The sequence below is a fragment of the Bradyrhizobium sp. USDA 3240 genome, assembly GCF_054063295.1.
Map to the genome: position 1 here is coordinate 5,839,333 of NZ_JBSSGD010000002.1, position 20,741 is coordinate 5,860,073.

General features: G+C 60.0%; 9 protein-coding genes and 6 pseudogenes. 9 read left to right on the forward strand and 6 right to left on the reverse strand.

Translation table 11 applies throughout. The annotated features are described in order from the left end of the window. Positions 1-186: 186 nt before the first annotated feature. From ACVIGA_RS28230 to ACVIGA_RS28240, 3 genes and pseudogenes are all read right to left on the reverse strand, one after another. Positions 187-888: pseudogene (locus tag ACVIGA_RS28230) on the reverse strand (IS5 family transposase). An 898-nt stretch (positions 889-1,786) separates the two neighbouring features. After that, positions 1,787-3,087: pseudogene (locus tag ACVIGA_RS28235) on the reverse strand (IS1380 family transposase). A gap of 355 nt (positions 3,088-3,442) precedes the next feature. Continuing rightward, positions 3,443-4,249 carry a glycoside hydrolase family 12 protein gene (locus ACVIGA_RS28240; RefSeq protein WP_456668699.1) on the reverse strand — a complete coding sequence of 269 codons (807 nt, stop codon included), beginning with the start codon at positions 4,247-4,249 and terminating at the stop codon, positions 3,443-3,445. Between the two features lie 1,195 nt (positions 4,250-5,444). On the opposite strand from ACVIGA_RS28240, the pseudogene ACVIGA_RS28245 reads away from it, so the two are divergent. Next, positions 5,445-6,727 (forward strand): annotated as a pseudogene (locus ACVIGA_RS28245) (IS256 family transposase). A gap of 1,563 nt (positions 6,728-8,290) precedes the next feature. Here ACVIGA_RS28245 and ACVIGA_RS28250 read toward each other — a convergent pair. Further along, on the reverse strand, positions 8,291-8,986 hold the full coding sequence (locus ACVIGA_RS28250; protein WP_456668700.1) for an IS3 family transposase: 696 nt from the start codon (positions 8,984-8,986) through the stop codon (positions 8,291-8,293). Further along, a complete protein-coding gene (locus tag ACVIGA_RS28255; RefSeq protein WP_456668701.1) occupies positions 8,983-9,276 on the reverse strand; it encodes a transposase in 294 nt (97 codons plus the stop codon). Before ACVIGA_RS28255 ends, ACVIGA_RS28250 begins: the two co-directional genes overlap by 4 nt. 2,111 nt (positions 9,277-11,387) lie before the next feature. On the opposite strand from ACVIGA_RS28255, the gene ACVIGA_RS28260 reads away from it, so the two are divergent. Together ACVIGA_RS28260 and ACVIGA_RS28265 are read left to right on the forward strand one after the other, a co-directional pair. Beyond that, positions 11,388-11,558: a hypothetical protein gene (locus ACVIGA_RS28260; protein ID WP_166072483.1), complete on the forward strand. Its 171-nt coding sequence runs from the start codon at positions 11,388-11,390 to the stop codon at positions 11,556-11,558. Between the two features lie 77 nt (positions 11,559-11,635). Beyond that, positions 11,636-11,959, forward strand: coding sequence for a DUF7694 domain-containing protein (locus tag ACVIGA_RS28265; protein WP_420831882.1), 324 nt, complete (start codon positions 11,636-11,638; stop codon positions 11,957-11,959). Positions 11,960-12,571: 612 nt separating this feature from the next. Here ACVIGA_RS28265 and ACVIGA_RS28270 read toward each other — a convergent pair. Next, positions 12,572-13,872, reverse strand: a pseudogene (locus ACVIGA_RS28270) (IS1380 family transposase). Positions 13,873-14,796: 924 nt separating this feature from the next. On the opposite strand from ACVIGA_RS28270, the gene ACVIGA_RS28275 reads away from it, so the two are divergent. The 6 genes and pseudogenes from ACVIGA_RS28275 to ACVIGA_RS28300 form a co-directional block, all read left to right on the forward strand. After that, positions 14,797-15,246, forward strand: coding sequence for an RICIN domain-containing protein (locus ACVIGA_RS28275; protein ID WP_166072413.1), 450 nt, complete (start codon positions 14,797-14,799; stop codon positions 15,244-15,246). Between the two features lie 1,618 nt (positions 15,247-16,864). Then, positions 16,865-16,981 (forward strand): annotated as a pseudogene (locus ACVIGA_RS28280) (IS5/IS1182 family transposase); the annotation flags it as partial. Between the two features lie 68 nt (positions 16,982-17,049). Next, on the forward strand, positions 17,050-17,487 hold the full coding sequence (gene tnpA, locus ACVIGA_RS28285) for an IS66-like element accessory protein TnpA (RefSeq protein WP_224925010.1): 438 nt from the start codon (positions 17,050-17,052) through the stop codon (positions 17,485-17,487). Then, entirely contained in the window at positions 17,484-17,840 is a 357-nt protein-coding gene (gene tnpB / locus ACVIGA_RS28290; RefSeq protein WP_224925012.1) for an IS66 family insertion sequence element accessory protein TnpB, read from the forward strand. The genes tnpA and tnpB overlap by 4 nt, the downstream gene beginning before the upstream one ends. 110 nt (positions 17,841-17,950) lie before the next feature. After that, entirely contained in the window at positions 17,951-19,423 is a 1,473-nt protein-coding gene (tnpC, locus tag ACVIGA_RS28295; RefSeq protein ID WP_224925014.1) for an IS66 family transposase, read from the forward strand. A gap of 327 nt (positions 19,424-19,750) precedes the next feature. Continuing rightward, positions 19,751-20,410: pseudogene (locus tag ACVIGA_RS28300) on the forward strand (IS5 family transposase); the annotation flags it as partial. Between the last annotated feature and the right edge of the window lie 331 nt (positions 20,411-20,741).

Consider the following 20,741-nt stretch of genomic DNA (forward strand, 5'->3'; position numbering starts at 1 on the left):
GCGTGGACATTGTGGTTAAAAAGATATACGTTCAGCCCTTCTCTCTAGGAGGAGCTCCTATTCGGCACTCCCAAAAGCCCAGATTGGCTTGCCGGCCGGCAGCTCGCTCATCGACACATTCAGACTAGATGGCGTGGACACTTGTCGCATCCATAGAACGATGGCTGCGAGAGTGACGACGGCAAGCTAATTTCGGGCGGTCTTTTCGAAGCGGGTTGCGACGCGACGGAACTGCTTGAGTTTGCTGAAGCAGCATTCCACGAGGTGGCGCTGGGCATAGAGATGCTTGTCGAGCGGATGTTAGAGTGCCCGCGACGGGTTGTTGGGGATGACGGCGAGTGCCCCTTTGGCTGCGATGGCTTGGCGCAAATGATCGGCGGCCGTATCAGCTATGACGACCTCGGCAGGCAATCCTTCGATCAGTTCGGCAGCTTGCGGCGCGTCGCCTTTCTGGCCTGCGGTCAGCGTGAATCGCACCGGGCATCCCAGGCCTCGGGTGGCCAGAGTATCTTGGTGCTCAGGCCGCCGCGCGAGCGTCCGAGCGCTTGATCTTCAGACCCCTTTTTTCGCTCCGGCGGCGTGCTGATGCGCTCGGACGACGGTGGAGTCGACGATCAGATATTCGAAGTCCGGATCGTCCGACATCGCCTCGAAAATCCGTGCCCAAACTCGCTTGATGCTCCACCGGCTAAAGCGCCGGAACACGCTGTTCCAGTCGCCGAACGCCTCCGGAAGGTCACGCCAGGGAGAGCCTGTGCGCACGATCCAAAGTACGCCCTCCACAAACATCCGGTTGTCGCGTCCCGTTGAGCCCTTCTGGTCAAGCCGACCGATGATTAGCGGCGCCATCCGCTCCCACGCCGCATCGCTCAAAACCAACCACTGCATCACACCAAAGATTGCCTCCCAAAAGCAGCTTTGAATCTGATTTGCTCCTTAAAAGGAATCCCTAGAGTCCACACCGCCTAGGGTTGCACGTTCAAAAACAAGACGCGATGAAAACATCGTGCGGCACCTTTCCGCGCGATGAAGTCTTAGCGGTTCCGACGCTTGTCATCGAATTCCATCACCGCTCAGGAAGAGTATCCCTTGCAGATATCGGGAATGAACTCTTCCGCGCGGAAGCCCGGAGTTTCGCTGAACTGACGCTTGGGGCCGGCTTTCCGGATCGACATCACCGGATCGGGTGACTTCGCTTGACCCGCCGCAAAACACCACCAGCATTTGCATGCTGAAGCCGCGGCAGCGGAGCCGCATTCGCACCGGCATCTCCACGCGCCGCTTCGCCACAAGCATTCGCACTATCCAGATTTGCATTATCGACATCAACACTGTTGCGACTACGCTCTCCGCAGATAACGGCTGCTTCGCGACGGCTCGGGTCCGAATCGGACGAAGGCGATACATCGCATCACCTTCGCAGATAGCGGCTGAACCGAAAACGCTGCGTGTTGCCGCTGGGGGTAACAATGATCGTGCCGCTTGGAATCGACCAGGTCGAACTCGGGTCCGAGCGCGGAGGCGCGGCAGCGCAATGGGACGCAGAAAATTAGGTCCACGCCTTCCGGGATCGCAGATCTCGTCAGCTTCTCGAAAGTTTGCCCGATTAGGCTGTTTAGCCGGTCCTATTCGTGAGAGTGCGTTTTTTTGGGTCCGCTTGATGTGGCCACACATCTGCTCTGACGAGGCGCGCGGGATTGCCTTCGGCCTTTCACCGCCTGACGACCGGCACTTTGCAACGCGCTTGAGGTGTAGGTTGGGCGAACGGGGGCGGACGCCTCGCCGGTCAAGGACCGAGCGGCAGCAGCGCGCCTGGCAAGCCGCGGATCAGGTCGGCTTCGGGACATGCCGCGGCAAACGCGGCTCGTGGTCTCGACGACACGGGCAGCGAGTTTCAAGAGACGAAGACGCAGCGTCGCGAACTCGGCTGTGGCCAATTCCCGGGCTTTGGGAATCGCGTCGCGCACGGTCAGCATCAGCCAATAAGCGGCGGTGTCGAGAACGAGGCGGACTTGATTGGCGAGCGCCGAACGGCAGCTGGTGCGATCGGAGGCGAGCTGCGTCTTATGCAGCTTGATCAGATTCTCGGCTTGGCCGCGCGCGCAATACAGGCTGTCGTAGATCCACTCGGCCGAGCCGACATCGAGGCTGGTGACGACGAAACGGATGTCGAGGCCGAGCATCGTCGCCTCAATACGGGCGACGGTACGTCGTTCGCGATCCCAGGACTTTGCCTTGTGGCGCGTCTCGGTATAGCCACGCAGAACCGGCAGGTTCTCGATGGCGCGTCGCGTGCGGATGCCGTCGGCGGCCTCGTCGACTTTTCTGGCGAGCGGCTTGGTGCCGGAGAGACCGAAGATGTAGTCGATGCCGTTGGTCTCGCACCACGCCATTGCCTCCGGCCGGGCATAGCGCCCGTCGCCACGGAACGTAATTCGCGTGTTGTGCCACCGCGTCCGGATATGCCGTATCAGGCGGCGCAGATGGGCACGCACCTCGACGCCGCCCGGCGTCTTGCCGGGCCGCAGCACGACCGCCACGGGCCGGCTCTTCTCCGTGTCGTAGACGTGGATCGGCAGGAAGCAGCGTTCGTCATAATGAGCGTTGAACAGCGAGAGCTGCTGATGGCCGTGGACGACATCGCAGGTATCATCGATGTCGAGCGTGACGGATGCCGGCTCGCGCGGGTAGCTATCCATCCATGCGTCGAAGGCGCGGAGCATTCTCCAGCCGCGACAGCGTCGGTTGGGAACACAGATCGCGACCCGTGTCCGGCAGCCGTCCGCAGGCCAGCTTGAATGCGGGATCGGACCGCAGATGATCGAGGTCGTCGGCGTCCTCGTAGCCGCAGCAGATCGCGAACATGCGCGCGCGGAACATATCGACAAGGCTGTGCACGACCCGCGTCGGATCGCGCCGATCCGGGAACACGCGGGCCAAATTGTCGGCCAAGCCGAGGCGCCGCTCGGCCATCGCCAGAAGCATCACGCCCCCGTTCGAGGTCAGCCGACCGCCATCGAAGGCAGCTGTGACTTTCTTGGCGTGAACGGCTGGAAACGAGAAGGGCAGGATCGTATCATCGGTCATGGCGGCCGTGCTGTTCGCGGCTGAAGGTGATGGGGTTGGCTTTGCAACCGAATCCTACGCCGCTTCAGCGCTTTACACCACGCTCGCCAGCCTCTCAGGCCGCCCTCTGACGAATAAGACGGGCTTTAGAGGCCTTGACCGCGAGGGCCGGCCGTCAAGCAGTCGACGCGAGTGATCCTTCCAGCGAAGCCATCACCGAACGCGTACAGAACGTCCGCGACATTTCATCAGAGGCTGGTGCGGCGGGAATGTGTCCATTACGGCCGCGAGCGAGACGGTAAGCGCAAGCTAGGCCGTCAGCCAGCGTGGCTCATTGGCATAAGCGCAGCTCACCTTGCCGCCCGCACACGGATCTTCACTTCGAGGTCACAGACCAGTTGTTGAAATTGAAGTTCTTTCCCCCCGGGGACGAGGTAATCTCGACGCCGTATTGGACGCTACCGACGTTTATGTCGCCAAAGTACCCCTTCGATTTGATCCACTGCAGGATACTCTTGATGTCCACTGTCCCGCTGTTGGTCTTCGAAGTGCGCAGCAATGAGATGACCTTGTGACCGTCGGGGCCTTCACCTTGAAAAACGTTCCAAGTCGCTCCGCCTACATTGACATTGCTGTAGACCGGAATCGCCGCACCGGAAGGGGCATAATGATATGAAATGGGCTTAACGTTGCCGCTCCCGTCCGAGTTTCCGGTGTAGTTTGTCCAGAGCATTACCTCATGCTGGTTTGAGCTGTCCCAGATATCGTAGGCAACATCCCAGGCGCCGCCAGTAGGAACCTCCTGATTGAAGCTCGAGCTCAGAGTGTTGATTGAACTGAGCGGTTTCCCGATACTAAAAGCCTCGTGCGGATAGCTCTTGATGCCCGGCGTATTAGGCTGGTTCGACCATACGCTCCACCGGTTGACGCCACTCACCGAAATCGTCTGAGGCCCAGGGCGCGGACCCCATACGTCGTTGTTCCAAGAGTAGCCATCGCGTGAAAAGCTTCCGTATGGAGCGCTCGAACTCCAAATCGGAGCCTGCGCCGATACAAGCGCGGCAGATGATAATGACCCGGCTTCATTCGCGGCCTGCCTAAATAGATCATGATGCTCCTGTGTCCGGACGTGCCCCGGTGGGGACCCTTGCGCGCCGCCACCGCTTATCCGATTGGAATCCATAAAGCTCTCCTTTCGATTATAATAACAAAGTCTCCTGCAGATCCGCCCAGCGGGGACCCTAGTTCAGCATAGGCGGCATTGGCATCTTGAGACCGGGTGCGAATGCTAGGAAGGTTGGCTTTCGAGAAGCTGACGAGCTCAAGGAGAAAGGCGGAGCCACGCCCGGGTTTGCCGTCTTTCGGATGACAACAGCCTGCTGAGACAGTGGCAACGATCCACTGGATGACGAACCTAGTTCGAACATACTTAGAGCGAACGTCCAACAAAGAGTGTGGTGCTCTCGTTCGACTTACCGAAGTTCGCAAATTTATGGGTAATGCCGTGACTCCTTCTAAAGGTCGGATTCGCCTGGTTCGTTCATGGGGGGACTCTTATATCTCATAGCCAGACGGTCTAACCAGCGCTGGCGCGCAGTCAGTTGTTCGTCCGTGGCGGGCGACGGCTTTCGTCCACGCTGCCTCTACCCTGAATGCGAACTGACCGAAAGTACGCGGCAAGGTGAGGCCGTCAGGCGGCCGCGTTCCATGGCATAAGCGCATCGATTTCGCTGCTCGGCCAGCCGTTTGGCAAGCGCACGGTCGAACGGATCTGAGCCGGCACCGCGCACAAGCGCAACAAGGCCATTGATACCCTTGCGGAAGTCGACTGGATGGCTGGCGAGGAACACCTTCACACCAGAGGGGATCATGCCGAACGGGCCGCGCGGATCACCCGCTGCAAGTACGCTTCGTCGATATCCACGCCGGCACGCACGACTACCTCGCCTTTGGCAATCTCGATCACTGCGCCTTCCACAGACGCCACCACAACCTCGCAACTCGAGTGCCGCGAGCGATAATGCCGCTCGGCCCGAGCGTCAAACGCGCCAGGTGTCCGCGACAATCTGCGCCTTCAAATCATCTGGCCACTGTTTCCGGCCGCCGCCGGCGTACACTTCTATGCGCGGTGACAACGGTCGTCCTATGTCGTCCGAATTGTCGTCCATTGTGAGCACCCTTGCAGAAGATGACTCTTCTAACGGCGCTCACAGGTCTACGCACAAACAATCTGATGGGGCCTCGCAGCCCCGCTTACTGCGTATCTCTTGCCCTAGGTAGGAGCTATCGCTGAAAGTTGGTGACGGCGGGAATCGGGAAGGCGGCATATCGTGGGGGTGCTTGACGCCTCCACTTCTCCACCGAAGGAGCGATATGCCGTGTCCAAAGATAACATCATCAAGTTGATTCAGCCAGGAAACGTCGACGATCAACTCACCGAAATCTTGCGCAATGGGGCGCGTGCTCTGTTGGCCCAGGCGGTCGAGGCCGAGGTCGCGGACTTTCTCGGCAAGCATGCCGATTTGAGGACTGCGGACGGCCACCAGCGCTCGTGCGCCACGGTCACCTGCCGGAACGCGAGGTGATGACCGGTATCGGTCCGGTCGGCGTCCGCCAGCCGCGTGTACGCGATCGCGAGGCGGAGGCTACCGATCCCGACCGCATCCGGTTCTCTCCGTCGATCCTGCCGCCCTACATGCGCCGCTCGAAATCGATCGAGACGCTGCTGCCGATCCTTTACCTGAAGGGTATCTCCACCGGCGACTTCTCCGAGGCTCTGGCGGCGCTGCTCGGCAAGGATGCTGCCGGGTTGTCGGCATCCGCCATCGGCCGTCTGAAGGACGGTTGGCTTGACGAACACACCGCGTGGCAGAGGCGCGATCTGTCGGCGAAGCGCTACGTCTACATCTGGGCCGATGGCATCCATCTCCAAGCACGCCTCGAAGACGAAAAGCAGTGCATCCTGGTGCTGATCGGCGCGACGCCGGAAGGCCGCAAGGAACTGGTCGGCTTCACCGATGGCGCCCGCGAGAGCGCGCAGGACTGGCGCGATCTGCTGCTCGACCTGAAGCGGCGCGGGCTCGGCGTGCCGCCGCGGCTCACCATCGCCGACGGCGCGCTCGGGTTCTGGAAGGCCGCCGGCGAGGTCTGGCCGAAAACGCACGAGCAGCGCTGCTGGGTACACAAGACCGCCAACGTGATCGCCAAGTTGCCGAAGAGCCAGCAGCCTAAAGCCAAACGCGCGTTGCAGGAGAGCTGGATGGCCGAAACCAAGGCCGCCGCCGAGCTGGCGTTCGACGCCTTCATCGAGAGCTATACGCCCAAATACGAGAAGGCGGCCGACTGCCTGAGCAAGGATCGGGACACGCTACTGGCGTTCTACGACTTCCCGGCCGAACACTGGAAACACCTGCGGACCACCAATCCCATTGAAAGCACCTTCGCTACCGTGCGCCACCGCACGATCCGATCGAAGGGCTGCCTGTCCAACAGAACGGCGCTCGCGATGGTCTTCAAACTGCTTGAGGCCGCGCAGAAAAGCCGGCGTCGTCTCGATGGCCACAACCAGTTGCCAAAACTCGTTCTCGGTGTGACATTCAACGACGGGATCGAGCTCATCGCCAAACCGACTGACCGTCAGCCCATAACCGCCGCCGCCTGACCGGCCGCGCCGTCACCAAAATTTGGCGATAGCTCCTAACGGTTCAAACAAACCGCAGACTCGCAGATCGCCCGTGGTCCGGAAGGTGGCCGCTGAACGGCGCTTACGGTGGGCGTCTGCGAGACCGTTTTTTTCTCTTGCGAAACCATCCGGGCCGGGAGTCGGTATTTTCGCGGCGACTTGTCAGCATCTGTCGTTGCCGGCGCCGAGCTGCACTGACCGAACAATTTGATCACGGTTAAGCTTTCGGTGATCGTGCGGTGGCCGCGGTCATGCCCCGATCTCGTGAGGCATTGGGAGGCTTTTGCATGAGTCTAAAGTGCGGCCGCAGCCTAATGACGAGTCAACCGACGGAGGAGGCCATCGTAGTCCCGACGCAGGGATCGAACAGGACTTGTGACCGCGGGCCAGGAAAGGCGGCGAGGAGCGCCCAAGGCAGGGCTGCTTAATCCATTGACAAATGATGCACTCGACTGCGCAGGCAAAGCTGTCATCGCGCGTGTCCCTGTCACGCGCGGCGCGGTCCCGCAACGTGCGTGCCACTTCATTTGACGCAAGAGCGGGGGCAATCGAGTTGGCGTCAGTACCGGGCGTCCGTTCCCCTGCGCATGCCATGATCGAAAGGGGCCGTCCATGTCTCGAAGAGCGCAATTGTTTCTACCTCTCATTGGACCAGCCACCAATAAGGTGCAGACAAGTGTGCTTTGAATCTCGCGGGTTGAGCTTGGGGTGTTTGAAACATTCGCAGTTCTGGGGATTTGGCGGGAAACGCTCGGATTGTTCGAAACAGTCTTCACTCGTCTAGGATCGTGCAATCTGACGCTACGTGCGATTCAAGCCCTGTCGTCTGAATACATCTTGGGATCTACAGGGTCCGTCAGAAGGACGAGTGTGCTCCGGCGAAACCTCGCGCTGAGTGTTTGTAAACCGCGGCGTCTCTATGACCACGCTCAGGGCAAGTATGAGTTTGCGCGCACCGTTGGTGTCTACTCGCTGATAACCCAGGGCCACAAGCGTCACTGCTACGTAATTGTACGGAGCGGCCACTGTCACATTTGTTTGATCTGCAAATTGCATGTTCATCTCTATGAATCCGAAGAGTAAACTCTACGATCCCGACCTTTGGCGCGGCCGTGCGGAAGCAACGCGAGAGAAAGCGGAAGCGCTGGCGTACGGCAAAGCCAGAGATAGGCTTCTCAAGATAGCCAAGGAATACGACGAGCTCGCTCGGCGCGCCCTAGAGTGGCAGACGCACAAGTGAAATGGACCCGCGGAGCGGGGCCGCTTGAGCCGGTTTGTTAGTTGGAAACTGACCGCTCCTGATTACTTCCTATCACGCTGCCAGAGACACTGTCTGCTGCTGTTGCTGTGGGCATGTGGTCAACGCGTCGGCGTTGTCCACCATTCCACAGCCTTCGCTGCCTGCATCCGTTCGCGCCAGACCGCCATCGGCGTGCGATAGCCGAGCGCCTGATGAAGGCGACGATCGTTGTAGAAGGCGATCAGCTCGCGATCCCTGCCTTGGCCTCGCGGCCGTCGGCATAGCCCTTGAGATAGATGTCCTCATGCATTTAGCGACCGCCACAGCCGCTCGATGAAGACGTTGTCCATCCAACGACCGCGGCCATCCATGGAGATCTTGATCCCTGCGCCCGCCAACGCGCCGGTGAAGGCCGCGCTGGTGAACTGGCTGCCTTGGTCGGTATTGAAAATCTCCGGCCTGCCGTACTTCGCCTGCGCCCCTTCCGGAGCCGCCACGCAGAACGAGACGTCGATCGTGTTCGATAATCGCCACGCCAGAACCGCACGGCTCGCCCAGTCGATGATGGCGACGAGATAAAGAAAAGCCACGGCCGATGGGCAGATACGTGATGTCGGCGGCCCACACCTGGTTCGGCCGGTCGATCGCATGTTGCGCAGCAGATAAGGATAGATCTTGTGGCCCGGCGCCGGCTTCGTCGTGTTCGGCTTCGGTCCCCGCGCCGCGATGCCCATCTTGCGCATCAACCGCTGCACGCGCTTGCGATTGACCTGAAGCCCCTCAGCCTTCAGCATTGCGGTCATTCGCCGCGAGCCCAGGAACGGCCAGGCGATGAAGAGCTCGTCGATCCGCCGCATCAGGGCAAGGTCGTTGTCGTTGGCCGGCCGGGGCGGCCGGTAGACCCCGGAGCGCGCGATGCCAAGCAACAGGCATTGCCAACGGATCGACAGCGCCTTGTCCGCGCGATCGAGCATTCCTCGACGGTCCGGCGTGCTCATCTTCCGGACCTCCGCGCTAAAAAATCGCGCTCGACCGTCAGTTGTCCAATCTTGGCGTGCAGCTTCTCGATCTCGCGTTCGCGCGTTTCCTCGCTCTCGCGCCCGACACCCGCATCAAAGGCCCGCGCCGCATGGTCCAGCAGTTGCTTCTTCCAGGCATAGATCTGGTTCGGGTGAACCTCATAGCGCTGGGCCAGATCGGCCACCGTCGCCTGCTCCCGCACGGCTTCCAGCGCAATCTTTGCCTTCAGTGCCGCGTCGATCTTGCGTCTCGTCTTCGTCGTCATCATGCCCTCCGTCTATCAAACGGAGCGGCCCTTTTCCAACTAACCTCTGGTCCCAAAATCGGGGTCCATTTCACAAGAACGAGCGGGGCACTTGGTCCGGCCAAGAGTCGTAGCGTCTCGCGTGTCGATGGAACCTCCATCGGCAGATCGCCACGAATGCCAACGGCGAGCAACAATCTGGCTCGGTACTCGGGTGGGCGATTCATTGCAGAGGCTGCCGTGCCGAGAATCTCCAGACGGTCCTCTCTCGCACAAAGCGTTCCAATCGAATCCCAGTCAGCATGCCGCCTCAGCGCAGCGAGCCGCTTTAACGACCTACAAGGGATTGTATAGGCGCAAGCGTACTCTTTTCGTCAGCTTCTCGAAAGCTAATCCGCCTACTATCGAGCCGGCGCGCCGATCTTAGTCCCGCTCTTGCGCGAGAAACGTAAAGCACTTGTCGGGCGTAGTGCCGAATACCGGATGGGAAAATAGCTGCCGTCAGGTCAAGTCAAGCTTGCAGGCATATAAGTCCGATAATCCGCGATATCCAACACTTCTTCACCTGCCTGTCTGACCTCGGAGGTTTTCATATCTAGCCACTCAACAATTGCAAGACCGCGGCCGCGGTATACGACGGCATCGAAAAGCCCTCCTATACCAGCACCCATCCACTGAGATCTCCTCTGGCTCATCGTTTCGCTCATAAGGACGCTGCGATGATCCAACATATACTGGCCCAAAGCAGCGCATGAAGGAGAAGCCCGGCCAGCGGCGACAGGTTCCATCTCCTCTGCGTCTGCCAAGAGCGGCGGTCAGCAGCGTAATGCTTCACCATGGACTGCTTTGGTGCGCGCCAGTGCGTCATTCCTCGCATGCTCCACTGGTCCAGGGAAAAAGGTTAGCGTCCGGACGCCTCGTGTTATCCATCAGTTGGTCTTCCAAAGCTCGGAGTGTCAGAATTCGGCTTGTTGCACGTGAGGTATGCGGCCTGTCGACTTGGTCGCGTATTATCGATCAGGGAGATGCCGTGCAAGTCCGAAACGTGCTTTGGCAATGCATAAGTCAAAACCAAACACCAAACAACGAGTCCAATGCAAATTGATGTCGGGATAGCGTGTCCTTCCTGTTTCGACACTACAGCAATCAGTATGCCAGTAATCGAGAAGTGCCCGCACCGCTCGACAAGGGTTAGATGCGTGCCTCTAGAGTGCGGCGCTGTGGACCGATCGACGATTGTTGGAGCTGCGACCATCGATGTCCGAAAGCCGACGCCAGCAATGTGAGGCAAGCGTGAATGTTTGCTGACGTCATACCTGCAACGATGCGCCAGTTGTTGCATTGTATCGACGCGCCTGAAGATCCGCGGATGGTCGCAGTGATGGTCTGTCCAAAGGACTAACTCGTCATGTCGGATCATCCTCGCGAGGAGCCGTAGGATGCTATCAACTCGATCCGAAACACATTGTGCCAAGCATTCACGAGCTAGACGCGCCCGTTCGAATTTTTGGTCCGACAAGTTCTTCATGGTCACATAGATGACGTATTGGCATTGTTTTAGGCTCCGCTAGCGGCGAGAGCTGCGAATGATTCAAGTGCTGCCGCGTCACAAGGCCGCATCGGGCCAAAGCCGATATTGCTTTTGCGTCGCGTCAGTCCGTGCGGCGTGACGTCGTTTCGGCGAGCCATAATCGAGTGCACAAACGGATATCGGATGCGACATCAGAACAGGAGGGATGAAGTGATACGCGTCGATTGACAAATTTCATATTGCCGAGATGCATCCTCGAGACTTGAACGGAAAGGCTAATGAACACTCGTTTTGCAAGTGCGGGAAATCGAGCGCGGATCTTACCTTGCTGAAGCGCACTCTGTCCGGCGCCGGGTGATCAGCGCCCGCGGGCATGGGTAAGTAAGATGTGTCGCCAAAAGCGCGCTTCGTGACCGAGTTGTCTGGCGGGGCTGGTTACCCCATCGGGTGTTTGTGAGTGTGGAGGTCAATTCCGCGGATGAATCGGATTGAGCACTTCGTGCATTGCCGGCCTTTCATGCGATCGGGGAGTGCAGTGAAGGCGTTCGTCGGGTGCTTGAAGAGGATGTGAGCTGCCGAGAACTAAGTAATGGGAGAACAAGTGATGATGGACATCTGCGGCTTTCTCAGCAGATGGTTCGCTGGAGAGTGGTGCTCGACCGCTACGCTGCTGACGGAGCTTGCGCTGGCTCATGAGTTGCCAAACAACGTCATCTACGTCGACTTCAAAGCGATCCGTAAAGCAAAGGAGGGTGCGTGCGAGCGCAGATCATAGAGAAGCTGGAAGCCGGCCGCGTACGATCCGGCAAGTTCGCCAGCGTACCAGGATCAGGCCCCGGTGGGCTGTTCTTGGTGCAGGGCCCTTGCGGGAGTGAACTGAAAATCAGTGGCTTTGTCCGTCCGGGCTGGGAGCAGGTCGCCGTTTCGACGCCGCGGCGTTGTCCGAACTGGCAAGAGATGTGCTTTGTCAAAGACTTGTTCTGGGATGAGGAGGAATGCGTCATGCAATTGCATCCGCCGCATTCGCAGTATGTCAATAACAGCCGGTACTGCCTTCACCTCTGGAGACCCACTGATCGGCACATCCCAAGGCCGCCGCCGAGCTTTGTAGGTATTGTTGGGCTAGGACCATCCGAAGCGGCAATGTTGTCTGCTAAGATTCGCGCGACGGTATGATGGTTTAGAGGACGAGGCAGAGCGGGTGCAGAAAGATCGGTTCGGCGTCGCCGGAAGGCCGTGCAACCAGCTCACGTCGCAAGTGTTCTTCTGTGTGCGACGGACGGGAGGTCACCCCGGGATCACTGCCGCCAAGCGAGAGGCGGCAGTGGAGAGGATGTCTCACGGCTGGCCTCAGGGGGAGCTTCGACGACTTCTTGGCGATAATTCGCGCCGTCGGAGTGATTATCAGGTCCGCAAGTCGGTCATCGCGCATCTCTCGTAGTCAGCCTGACCACCCGCCTTCGCGGGGCAAGCGCATCATGATCTATTCGCAAACGATATCGCGCGGCGAGCGGCCGCATTAGTGCTTCAGCCCTTGGTTCAGCACTTTGAGACCGATTCTGTGCCCGCGGCAGCCGACTTCAGCTTCCCAAGCGGAAGCTGAGAGCGGAGCTTTGGCTAACCCGTCCTATTCGTGAGAGTGCGTTTTTTTGGGTCCGCTTGATGTGGCCACACATCTGCTCTGACGAGGCGCGCGGGATTGCCTTCGGCCTTTCACCGCCTGACGACCGGCACTTTGCAACGCGCTTGAGGTGTAGGTTGGGCGAACGGGGGCGGACGCCTCGCCGGTCAAGGACCGAGCGGCAGCAGCGCGCCTGGCAAGCCGCGGATCAGGTCGGCTTCGGGACATGCCGCGGCAAACGCGGCTCGTGGTCTCGACGACACGGGCAGCGAGTTTCAAGAGACGAAGACGCAGCGTCGCGAACTCGGCTGTGGCCAATTCCCGGGCTTTGGGAATCGCGTCGCGCACGGTCAGCATCAGCCAATAAGCGGCGGTGTCGAGAACGAGGCGGACTTGATTGGCGAGCGCCGAACGGCAGCTGGTGCGATCGGAGGCGAGCTGCGTCTTATGCAGCTTGATCAGATTCTCGGCTTGGCCGCGCGCGCAATACAGGCTGTCGTAGATCCACTCGGCCGAGCCGACATCGAGGCTGGTGACGACGAAACGGATGTCGAGGCCGAGCATCGTCGCCTCAATACGGGCGACGGTACGTCGTTCGCGATCCCAGGACTTTGCCTTGTGGCGCGTCTCGGTATAGCCACGCAGAACCGGCAGGTTCTCGATGGCGCGTCGCGTGCGGATGCCGTCGGCGGCCTCGTCGACTTTTCTGGCGAGCGGCTTGGTGCCGGAGAGACCGAAGATGTAGTCGATGCCGTTGGTCTCGCACCACGCCATTGCCTCCGGCCGGGCATAGCGCCCGTCGCCACGGAACGTAATTCGCGTGTTGTGCCACCGCGTCCGGATATGCCGTATCAGGCGGCGCAGATGGGCACGCACCTCGACGCCGCCCGGCGTCTTGCCGGGCCGCAGCACGACCGCCACGGGCCGGCTCTTCTCCGTGTCGTAGACGTGGATCGGCAGGAAGCAGCGTTCGTCATAATGAGCGTTGAACAGCGAGAGCTGCTGATGGCCGTGGACGACATCGCAGGTATCATCGATGTCGAGCGTGACGGATGCCGGCTCGCGCGGGTAGCTATCCATCCATGCGTCGAAGGCGCGGAGCATTCTCCAGCCGCGACAGCGTCGGTTGGGAACACAGATCGCGACCCGTGTCCGGCAGCCGTCCGCAGGCCAGCTTGAATGCGGGATCGGACCGCAGATGATCGAGGTCGTCGGCGTCCTCGTAGCCGCAGCAGATCGCGAACATGCGCGCGCGGAACATATCGACAAGGCTGTGCACGACCCGCGTCGGATCGCGCCGATCCGGGAACACGCGGGCCAAATTGTCGGCCAAGCCGAGGCGCCGCTCGGCCATCGCCAGAAGCATCACGCCCCCGTTCGAGGTCAGCCGACCGCCATCGAAGGCAGCTGTGACTTTCTTGGCGTGAACGGCTGGAAACGAGAAGGGCAGGATCGTATCATCGGTCATGGCGGCCGTGCTGTTCGCGGCTGAAGGTGATGGGGTTGGCTTTGCAACCGAATCCTACGCCGCTTCAGCGCTTTACACCACGCTCGCCAGCCTCTCAGGCGCCCTCTGACGAATAAGACGGGCTAAGCGCGTTTGTTTCTTTGCCCCACTTCGTTCATTTGCTTGCACGTGATGACGGGCATGTCCGAAAGCTGATACTGATTGACCGCGAGAAGCCTCCGGGCGCTGTGAAAGCACATCGTTTTCCCTCGAACATCCAATGACCGTCTGGCACGCAAGTTGCTGAGATATCGACGGCTTGGGTGCTTCTACGTTAGTGACGCTTACGAGACAATCAAGCCCTTTCGTAGCGCCAACTCGCACGGGCGGCGATCCACCCCACCGTCCGTGCGTCTTTACTGTTGATCGGTCTCAGCCATCCATCACAGGGGATCATGCCGTGACCCGCGAAGAGGCTCTGACAAAGGCGATAGCGGCGCTTAAAGAATGGTCGGAGGGGAATATCTCGATTAGCGACGTGCTCGACGCGATTGTAGAGCTTCACAAGACTGTTCAGCCACCCGAGCCCCCAAAGCCACCAAAACAGAAAGGCCTTTCATAGCATTCCGCTCTCTATTGCCTGCGTGCGTACAAGGGCGAGATGCAGCCGTGATGGCGCGCTCGTGCGTGCGGTTGTCGAAGAGCTATTCCATTGAACCTGAACTCGCGACGTCCATCGTTATTTTGAGGATAGCCAAAGTACGTGGTCTTGAATGCCGTGATCGAGAACAGCGCAAGCGTTGCTCGAGTAGCCTCTTCCCAGAGCACAACGCAGCCGTGGCATGTCATTTGCTTAGATCACAACGAAGGCTCAAACGCCCAGCCCCCTCTGCGTGCTGGATAGGACTCGCCTTCGCAAGCTTAGCAAACCAACAGGAGGAAAATATGGGTCTTTACCTTATCGAGTACAAACAAGACCGAAACTTCGTGCTCGGCGTGAAGGATCAGCAAGACGGTGCGGCGGTCGTGCTACGGAAGAAAGATACGCCTCTCCGTTACGTTCTCTGGGACCTCAACTTCGATACTGGAGCGATTACACTGAACTCGAGCGGGGGCAATCTCGCGGTCGGCACCGATCGCGTCGCGCCGGAGGCTCTCCTCTCGCTCAAAGTGTATAACCCAGCCATCCAAAGTCAGCGGTGGGAATTTCTCAAGAGCCCCGGCTTCATCCTTAGCCTCCCGGATAACAGTCTGTGTATCGATAATAAGACCCGTGGCACGAGTGACGGCAACCCGGTTTGGCTGTTCAAGTTCAACGGCTCGCCCGCGCAGCAATGGAACTTCGTTCCCTTGATGAACCTGCGGGCCTTGGAAGTTGCGGAGAATGCGGCCTGACGCCGTTCGGCCGCTCGGCTCCTCAATGGCGACGGGTAGCGGTACGCGACAATGCGGCGGCGAGCATTCCGGTTGTGAATATTCGCCGCCACAGAACCGGACGTTGCGCAGCGGTGCAACAGGTGGAATAGCATTGATCGGAGATCTGCGCACTCGATGGTGTGTGCTTGGTAAGTCCGCCCAGACCACTTGCAGTATGAGCCATTTCAGCCCAGTGATCGAAGACGTCGGTTGTCCGAAGCCCGACGTCGGTATCCAGACAGCGCGCCGAGAGGTGCCGCGATTCGTCAAAAACGGCGGTCGGCGTCACTGGCACGTCGGTTGCTCGATGTGCCGAGCGTCCGCTGCGGCGACTATTGCGATCTCGCGGCACCTGATCTGTGAGTCAGATGAAACTTGCTCGTTCATTTCAAGCGGTCAGCGAGCTGCATCGGAGACGCAGCCTCGCCTGGCAAGCTCTCTATCTTCCGGTGCGGCTTCGGTCCTGCGCCGAGGATGAGATTGCTCTGTACGGTCGACGAATGGTGATCCTAAACGTGCTACGCACAATTCGAGCAACTTGCTGTGAACAGTGCCTCAAGTCGTTCTGGCAAAGATCCACCTGCGCCGGAGATCGACAGTCCGAGGCTTTGAGGATTGTAGTCATCTGCAGATCGGAGACCGTACGTAAATGACCATTGAGCCGATCGAGGATAATTGGCGGCTTGAAGAGGAATCGAGGCGACGAGACGAGATCAAAGTCAAGCTCCTTCGCGCGCGATCGGATGTGGCCAGGCACCAAGCAGAATTGACAGAGCTCGAGCAAACGCCGAAGCGTGAAGACGGCTCATCGATCTGCTCTGCGACACTTCAGCGCACGTGCGCAGGAGGTCGGAGAGCATAACGTGCGACCACGTCAATTGGAGCCTGTCTTGGATCCCGCTAACCTGCGAGCGGATGCTGGGGGCAGCGTCCAACCGAGCGACAGCTGGAAGTAGGCTGCCAACCGGGTCTTCGCAACAGGGGCTTGGCTTGGTGCAATGGCTGAGCGGTGTAGAGCGCAAGAATTCGCGCACAAGTGCAAGTGGCGAGAAGCCAAGCCACGAACGCTCACGCGCGTGACAAGTGTTGGGATCAGCCGTTTTGACCGGCTCATCTTTGTTCGCTCACAAGCAAGGTGCTGTCGCCGGGTTGCAAGGTTCACGTCTCGCGCCGCCGCGATCAGACTGAGAGCGGCAATCAGAACGCCCCGCGTTTGATCCAGATCGATCAGGCGCAGAACATCACGTTCTATGGTGTCACGCTACGCAATGCGCCCAATTTCCACGTCGCGATGAACAGGGTCGGAGGTGCGAGGTGCCACCTTTTGGGGGCTCACGATCGGTGCGCCGGCCGAGGCCCGCAACACCGACGGCATCGACCCTGGCGCAGGCCCATAGGCGCTAAAATAGGATTGCGTGTTGAATTTGTATGTGATTCCAAGAAGGGATGAGACACGAATCGCTTGTGAACGAAGACTGGGCGCGTGTTGTTGCTCGGCTTGGTGGGGCTGAGGCTCTAGGTGGTTTGGACTCTAGGGATTTCCTTTTAGGCGCAAATCAGATTCAAGACTGCTTTTGGGGAGGCAGTCTTGGGTGTGATGGACCGTTTGGTATTGAGCGACGCGGCTTGGGAGCGGATGGCACCGCTGATTATAGGTCGCCCCGACCAGAAGGGCTCCACTGGGCGCGACAATCGGATGTTCGTAAGCGCTGTTCAGGGGCCACCTACCAGATGAGGGGGTGATCTGCGAGTCTGCGGTCGGTTTGGACCGTTAGGCTTAGAATGGACACAGTGCATAATGCTATCACCGAGCCGGCGCGGCGGCTGGAGGTCTTCACCGGAGCCGGTCGTCGGCGGAAGTGGAGCGACGAGGACAAGGCACGGATTGTTGCAGAGATCGTGACGAGTGGCGACTCGGTCTGCTCGGTAGCGCGACGGCATGGATTGTCGCCGCAGCAATTGTTTGGCTGGCGACGCCAGTTGAGAGAAGCCGTGGGCGGTCAATCCGGGACAGAAGAAGTACAGTTTGTGCCGGCGGTGGTGGATGCCGTGGTGCCGACACCTGACTTTAGCCGAGAGCGCAAGGTGGTGCGCTGTAAGCCCAAGGCGGATTCCGGGATCATCGAGATCGAAGTTGACGGCATAACGATCCGAGCCGGTCGTGGCGCGGACGCGACTATGATTGCGTCGATCGTGCAGTCGCTGAAGGCAAACCGGTGATCGGCCCATCGGGTGCTGTCCGGGTGATGGTGGCGACCAAACCGGTAGACTTCCGCAAGGGGATGGAAGGGCTTGCGACCCTGGTGCGTGAGAGCATGCGGGCTGACCCCTTCTCGGGTGCGGTCTATGTGTTCCGGGCCAAGCGAGCGGATCGCATCAAGCTGGTGTTCTGGGACGGAACGGGTCTGTGTCTGTTCGCTAAGAGGCTCGAGGAAGGGATCTTCCGCTGGCCGAAGATCGAGGACGGCGTGATGCGTCTGTCGGCGGCGCAGTTGTCGGCGCTGCTGGAAGGGCTCGACTGGCGGCTTGTGCATGAGGCACGGGAGACGTCGGCGCCAACGCAAGCGGGATAGTTGTTGGCAGCGCTGCGGCGAAGTGAATCAGGAGCGTCGGACGCGTCGCCAGATGGCGATGAATATGCTCTGAATTGGGTGTGAGCGACGCCCTGCCTGACGATCCCGAGATGCTGAAAGCGATGCTGCTTGCCGAGCGGTGCGAGAGCGAACGGCTGCGCCAGATCATCAAGGAATTGCAGCGGCATCGGTTTGGCCCGCGAGCCGAGACGCTGCCTGAAGATCAGATGCTGCTGGGCCTGGAAGACGTCGAGCAGGTGGCCGCGTACGGCAAGACGGCGCAGGACGTCAGCGCACCTGAAGGCCGTGAGGTGCGGGTTCGTAAGCGCCGCGGCAACCGTGGTGCCTTGCCGGCGCACCTGCCCCGGATTGAGGTCGTCGTCGACATCGAGGATAGGACCTGTCCCTGCTGCCAGGGTGAGTTACATCGGATCGGCGAAGATAGAACTGAGCGGCTGGACCTGGTCCCGGCGCAGTTCCGGATCCTTGTAACCCGGCGACCCAAATACGCCTGCCGGACTTGCGAGGACGGCATCATGCAGGCGCCGGCCCCAGCGCGGCTGATCGAGAGCGGATTGCCGACCGAGGCCACCGTCGCCCAGGTGCTGGTGTCCAAATATGCCGATCACCTGCCGCTCTATCGGCAGGCACAGATTTACGCCCGCCAAGGCATTGAGCTCGACCGTTCGACGCTGGCGGACTGGGTCGGGCAGGCAGCCTTCCATTTGCGTCCGTTGCATGAGCGCCTCCTTGGCAAACTTAAGCAACGGGCAAAGCTGTTCGCTGACGAGACGACGATGCCGGTGCTCGATCCCGGCCGGGGGCGCACCAAGACCGGTCAGCTCTGGGCCTATGCGGCGGACGACCGGCCATGGGGCGGTGCCGATCCGCCGGGCGTCGCCTATGTCTATGCCCCCGACCGCAAGGCCGACCGACCGATCGCCCATCTGGCAGGCTTCAGTGGGATCCTGCAGGTCGATGGCTATGCCGGCTATGGCAAGCTGGCCGAACGTGGCGACGTTCAGCTTGCATTCTGCTGGTCGCATATGCGGCGTAACTTCTACGAACTTGCCGCTCCTGGCCCCGCGCCCATTGCGAGCGAGGCGCTTCAGCATATCGCCGAGTTTTATGCCATCGAGAAGGACATCCGTGGCCGCAGCGCCGAGGAACGCTGTCTCGTTCGGCGGCAGAAAGGCCGCCCGCTGGCGGAATCCTTCGAGCGGTGGCTCCGCGCAAAGCTCGCGTTGATCAGCCAAAAGGGCAAGTTGGCCGACGCCATCCGCTATGCGCTCTCACGCTGGGAGGGCCTGACGCGCTTCATCAATGATGGCCGTATCGAGCTCGACAACAACATCGTCGAGCGCTCGATCCGCCCGATCACGCTGAACCGGAAAAATGCGCTGTTCGCAGGCTCCGACGGCGGTGCTCAGCACTGGGCCGTCATCGCCTCGTTGATCGAAACCTGTAAGCTGAATCGCATTGACCCGCTGACCTATATCACCGATGTCCTCACCAGAATCGTCAATGGTCACCCGAACCGCCAGCTCGACAGTTTGTTGCCATGGAACTACGGAAGCGGCTAGAATCCGGCCTAAGCGAAGAAAATCGACGAACCAACATTCTTGAGGCGCGCCGGTGAGCGACAAGAACATCTTGTGGCAACAGGACGGGGTCGATCCCGGTTGGTTTACAGCCGATCATATCGGGTCGATTAGGAACAGCACGAGTTACCGCCCGGGTGGTTGGTGGTTCTTGCCTGCTTGGCTACCCGACACGCAAGAACACGACGTTGGTCCATTTAAAACCAAGGCAGCAGCACTAGCTGAGGCGGAACGGCTGGCAGCCCTCCACAAACGAAAAACGTAGAGATCAGCTAACGTCTCGAAGCTGTGTGTTCGGAACAGCGCTTACGGATGTTCGTGGAAGGTGTACTTTGGATTGTTCGCACGGGCTCTCCCTGGCGTGATCTCCCGGAGGCGTTCGGGGGATTGGAACAGCGTGTTCCGGCGCTTCAGTCGATGGAGCATCAAGGGCGTCTGGTGGCGGATCTTCGAGGCGATGTCCGATGATCCGGACTTCGAATATCTGATCGTCGATTCGACCATCGTCCGGGCGCATCAGCACGCCGCCGGCGCCAAAAAAGGGGGGCTGAAGATCAGGCGATCGGCCGCTCGCGCGGGGGGCTGAGCACCAAGATACATATGGCCGTTCGTGGCTTGGGATGTCCCGTACGGTTCGCGCTGACCGCAGGCCAGAAGGGCGATGCACCGCAAGCTGCCGCATTGATCGAGGGACTACCTGCCGAGGTCGTCATGGCCGATACGGCCTATGACGCCGATCATTTGCGCCAAGCCATCGCCGCCAAGGGCGCGCTCGCCGTCATCCCCAACAACCCGTCACGCGCACTCAAATACCCGCTGGACAAGCACCTCTATGCCCAGCGTCACCTCGTCGAATGCTGCTTCTCAAAGCTCAAGCAGTTCCGCCGCGTCGCAACCCGCTTCGAAAAGACCGCCCGAAATTACCTAGCCGTCGTCACTCTCGCAGCCATCGTTCTTTGGATGCGGTAAGTGTCCACACGACCTAGAGGTTGGCGCGCGCGAGACGAAGGCGTTTGTTCGTCCGCGCGAGATCACCAATGGGGTTGATTTGCTGCGGCTGATACTTGCGTATTGTCTGGGCACGCGGGGTCTGCGGCTGACGGCGGCGTGGGCGACGTCGGTGGGCCTTGTCGGCATCTCCAACGTGGCTTTGTTGTATCGCTTGCGTCAGTCCGGAGATTGGCTGGCGCAACTGATAGGTCAGGCACTTGCGAGTGGTGCGCCGAAGGCAAGCCGCGGTCGGCTGATCCGCATCGTTGATGCCACGACGGTCCCCAAAGCGGGACCGAGGGCGGGCAAA

Coding starts and splice junctions, on each gene's coding strand:
- ACVIGA_RS28260 (WP_166072483.1), top strand. CDS start 11,388: ATGATGGACATCTGCGGCTTTCTCAGCAGATGGTTCGCTGGAGAGTGG.
- ACVIGA_RS28275 (WP_166072413.1), top strand. CDS start 14,797: ATGGGTCTTTACCTTATCGAGTACAAACAAGACCGAAACTTCGTGCTC.
- tnpA (WP_224925010.1), top strand. CDS start 17,050: ATGGACACAGTGCATAATGCTATCACCGAGCCGGCGCGGCGGCTGGAG.
- ACVIGA_RS28240 (WP_456668699.1), bottom strand. CDS start 4,249: ATGGATTCCAATCGGATAAGCGGTGGCGGCGCGCAAGGGTCCCCACCG.
- ACVIGA_RS28255 (WP_456668701.1), bottom strand. CDS start 9,276: ATGATGACGACGAAGACGAGACGCAAGATCGACGCGGCACTGAAGGCA.
- ACVIGA_RS28250 (WP_456668700.1), bottom strand. CDS start 8,986: ATGAGCACGCCGGACCGTCGAGGAATGCTCGATCGCGCGGACAAGGCG.
- tnpC (WP_224925014.1), top strand. CDS start 17,951: ATGCTGAAAGCGATGCTGCTTGCCGAGCGGTGCGAGAGCGAACGGCTG.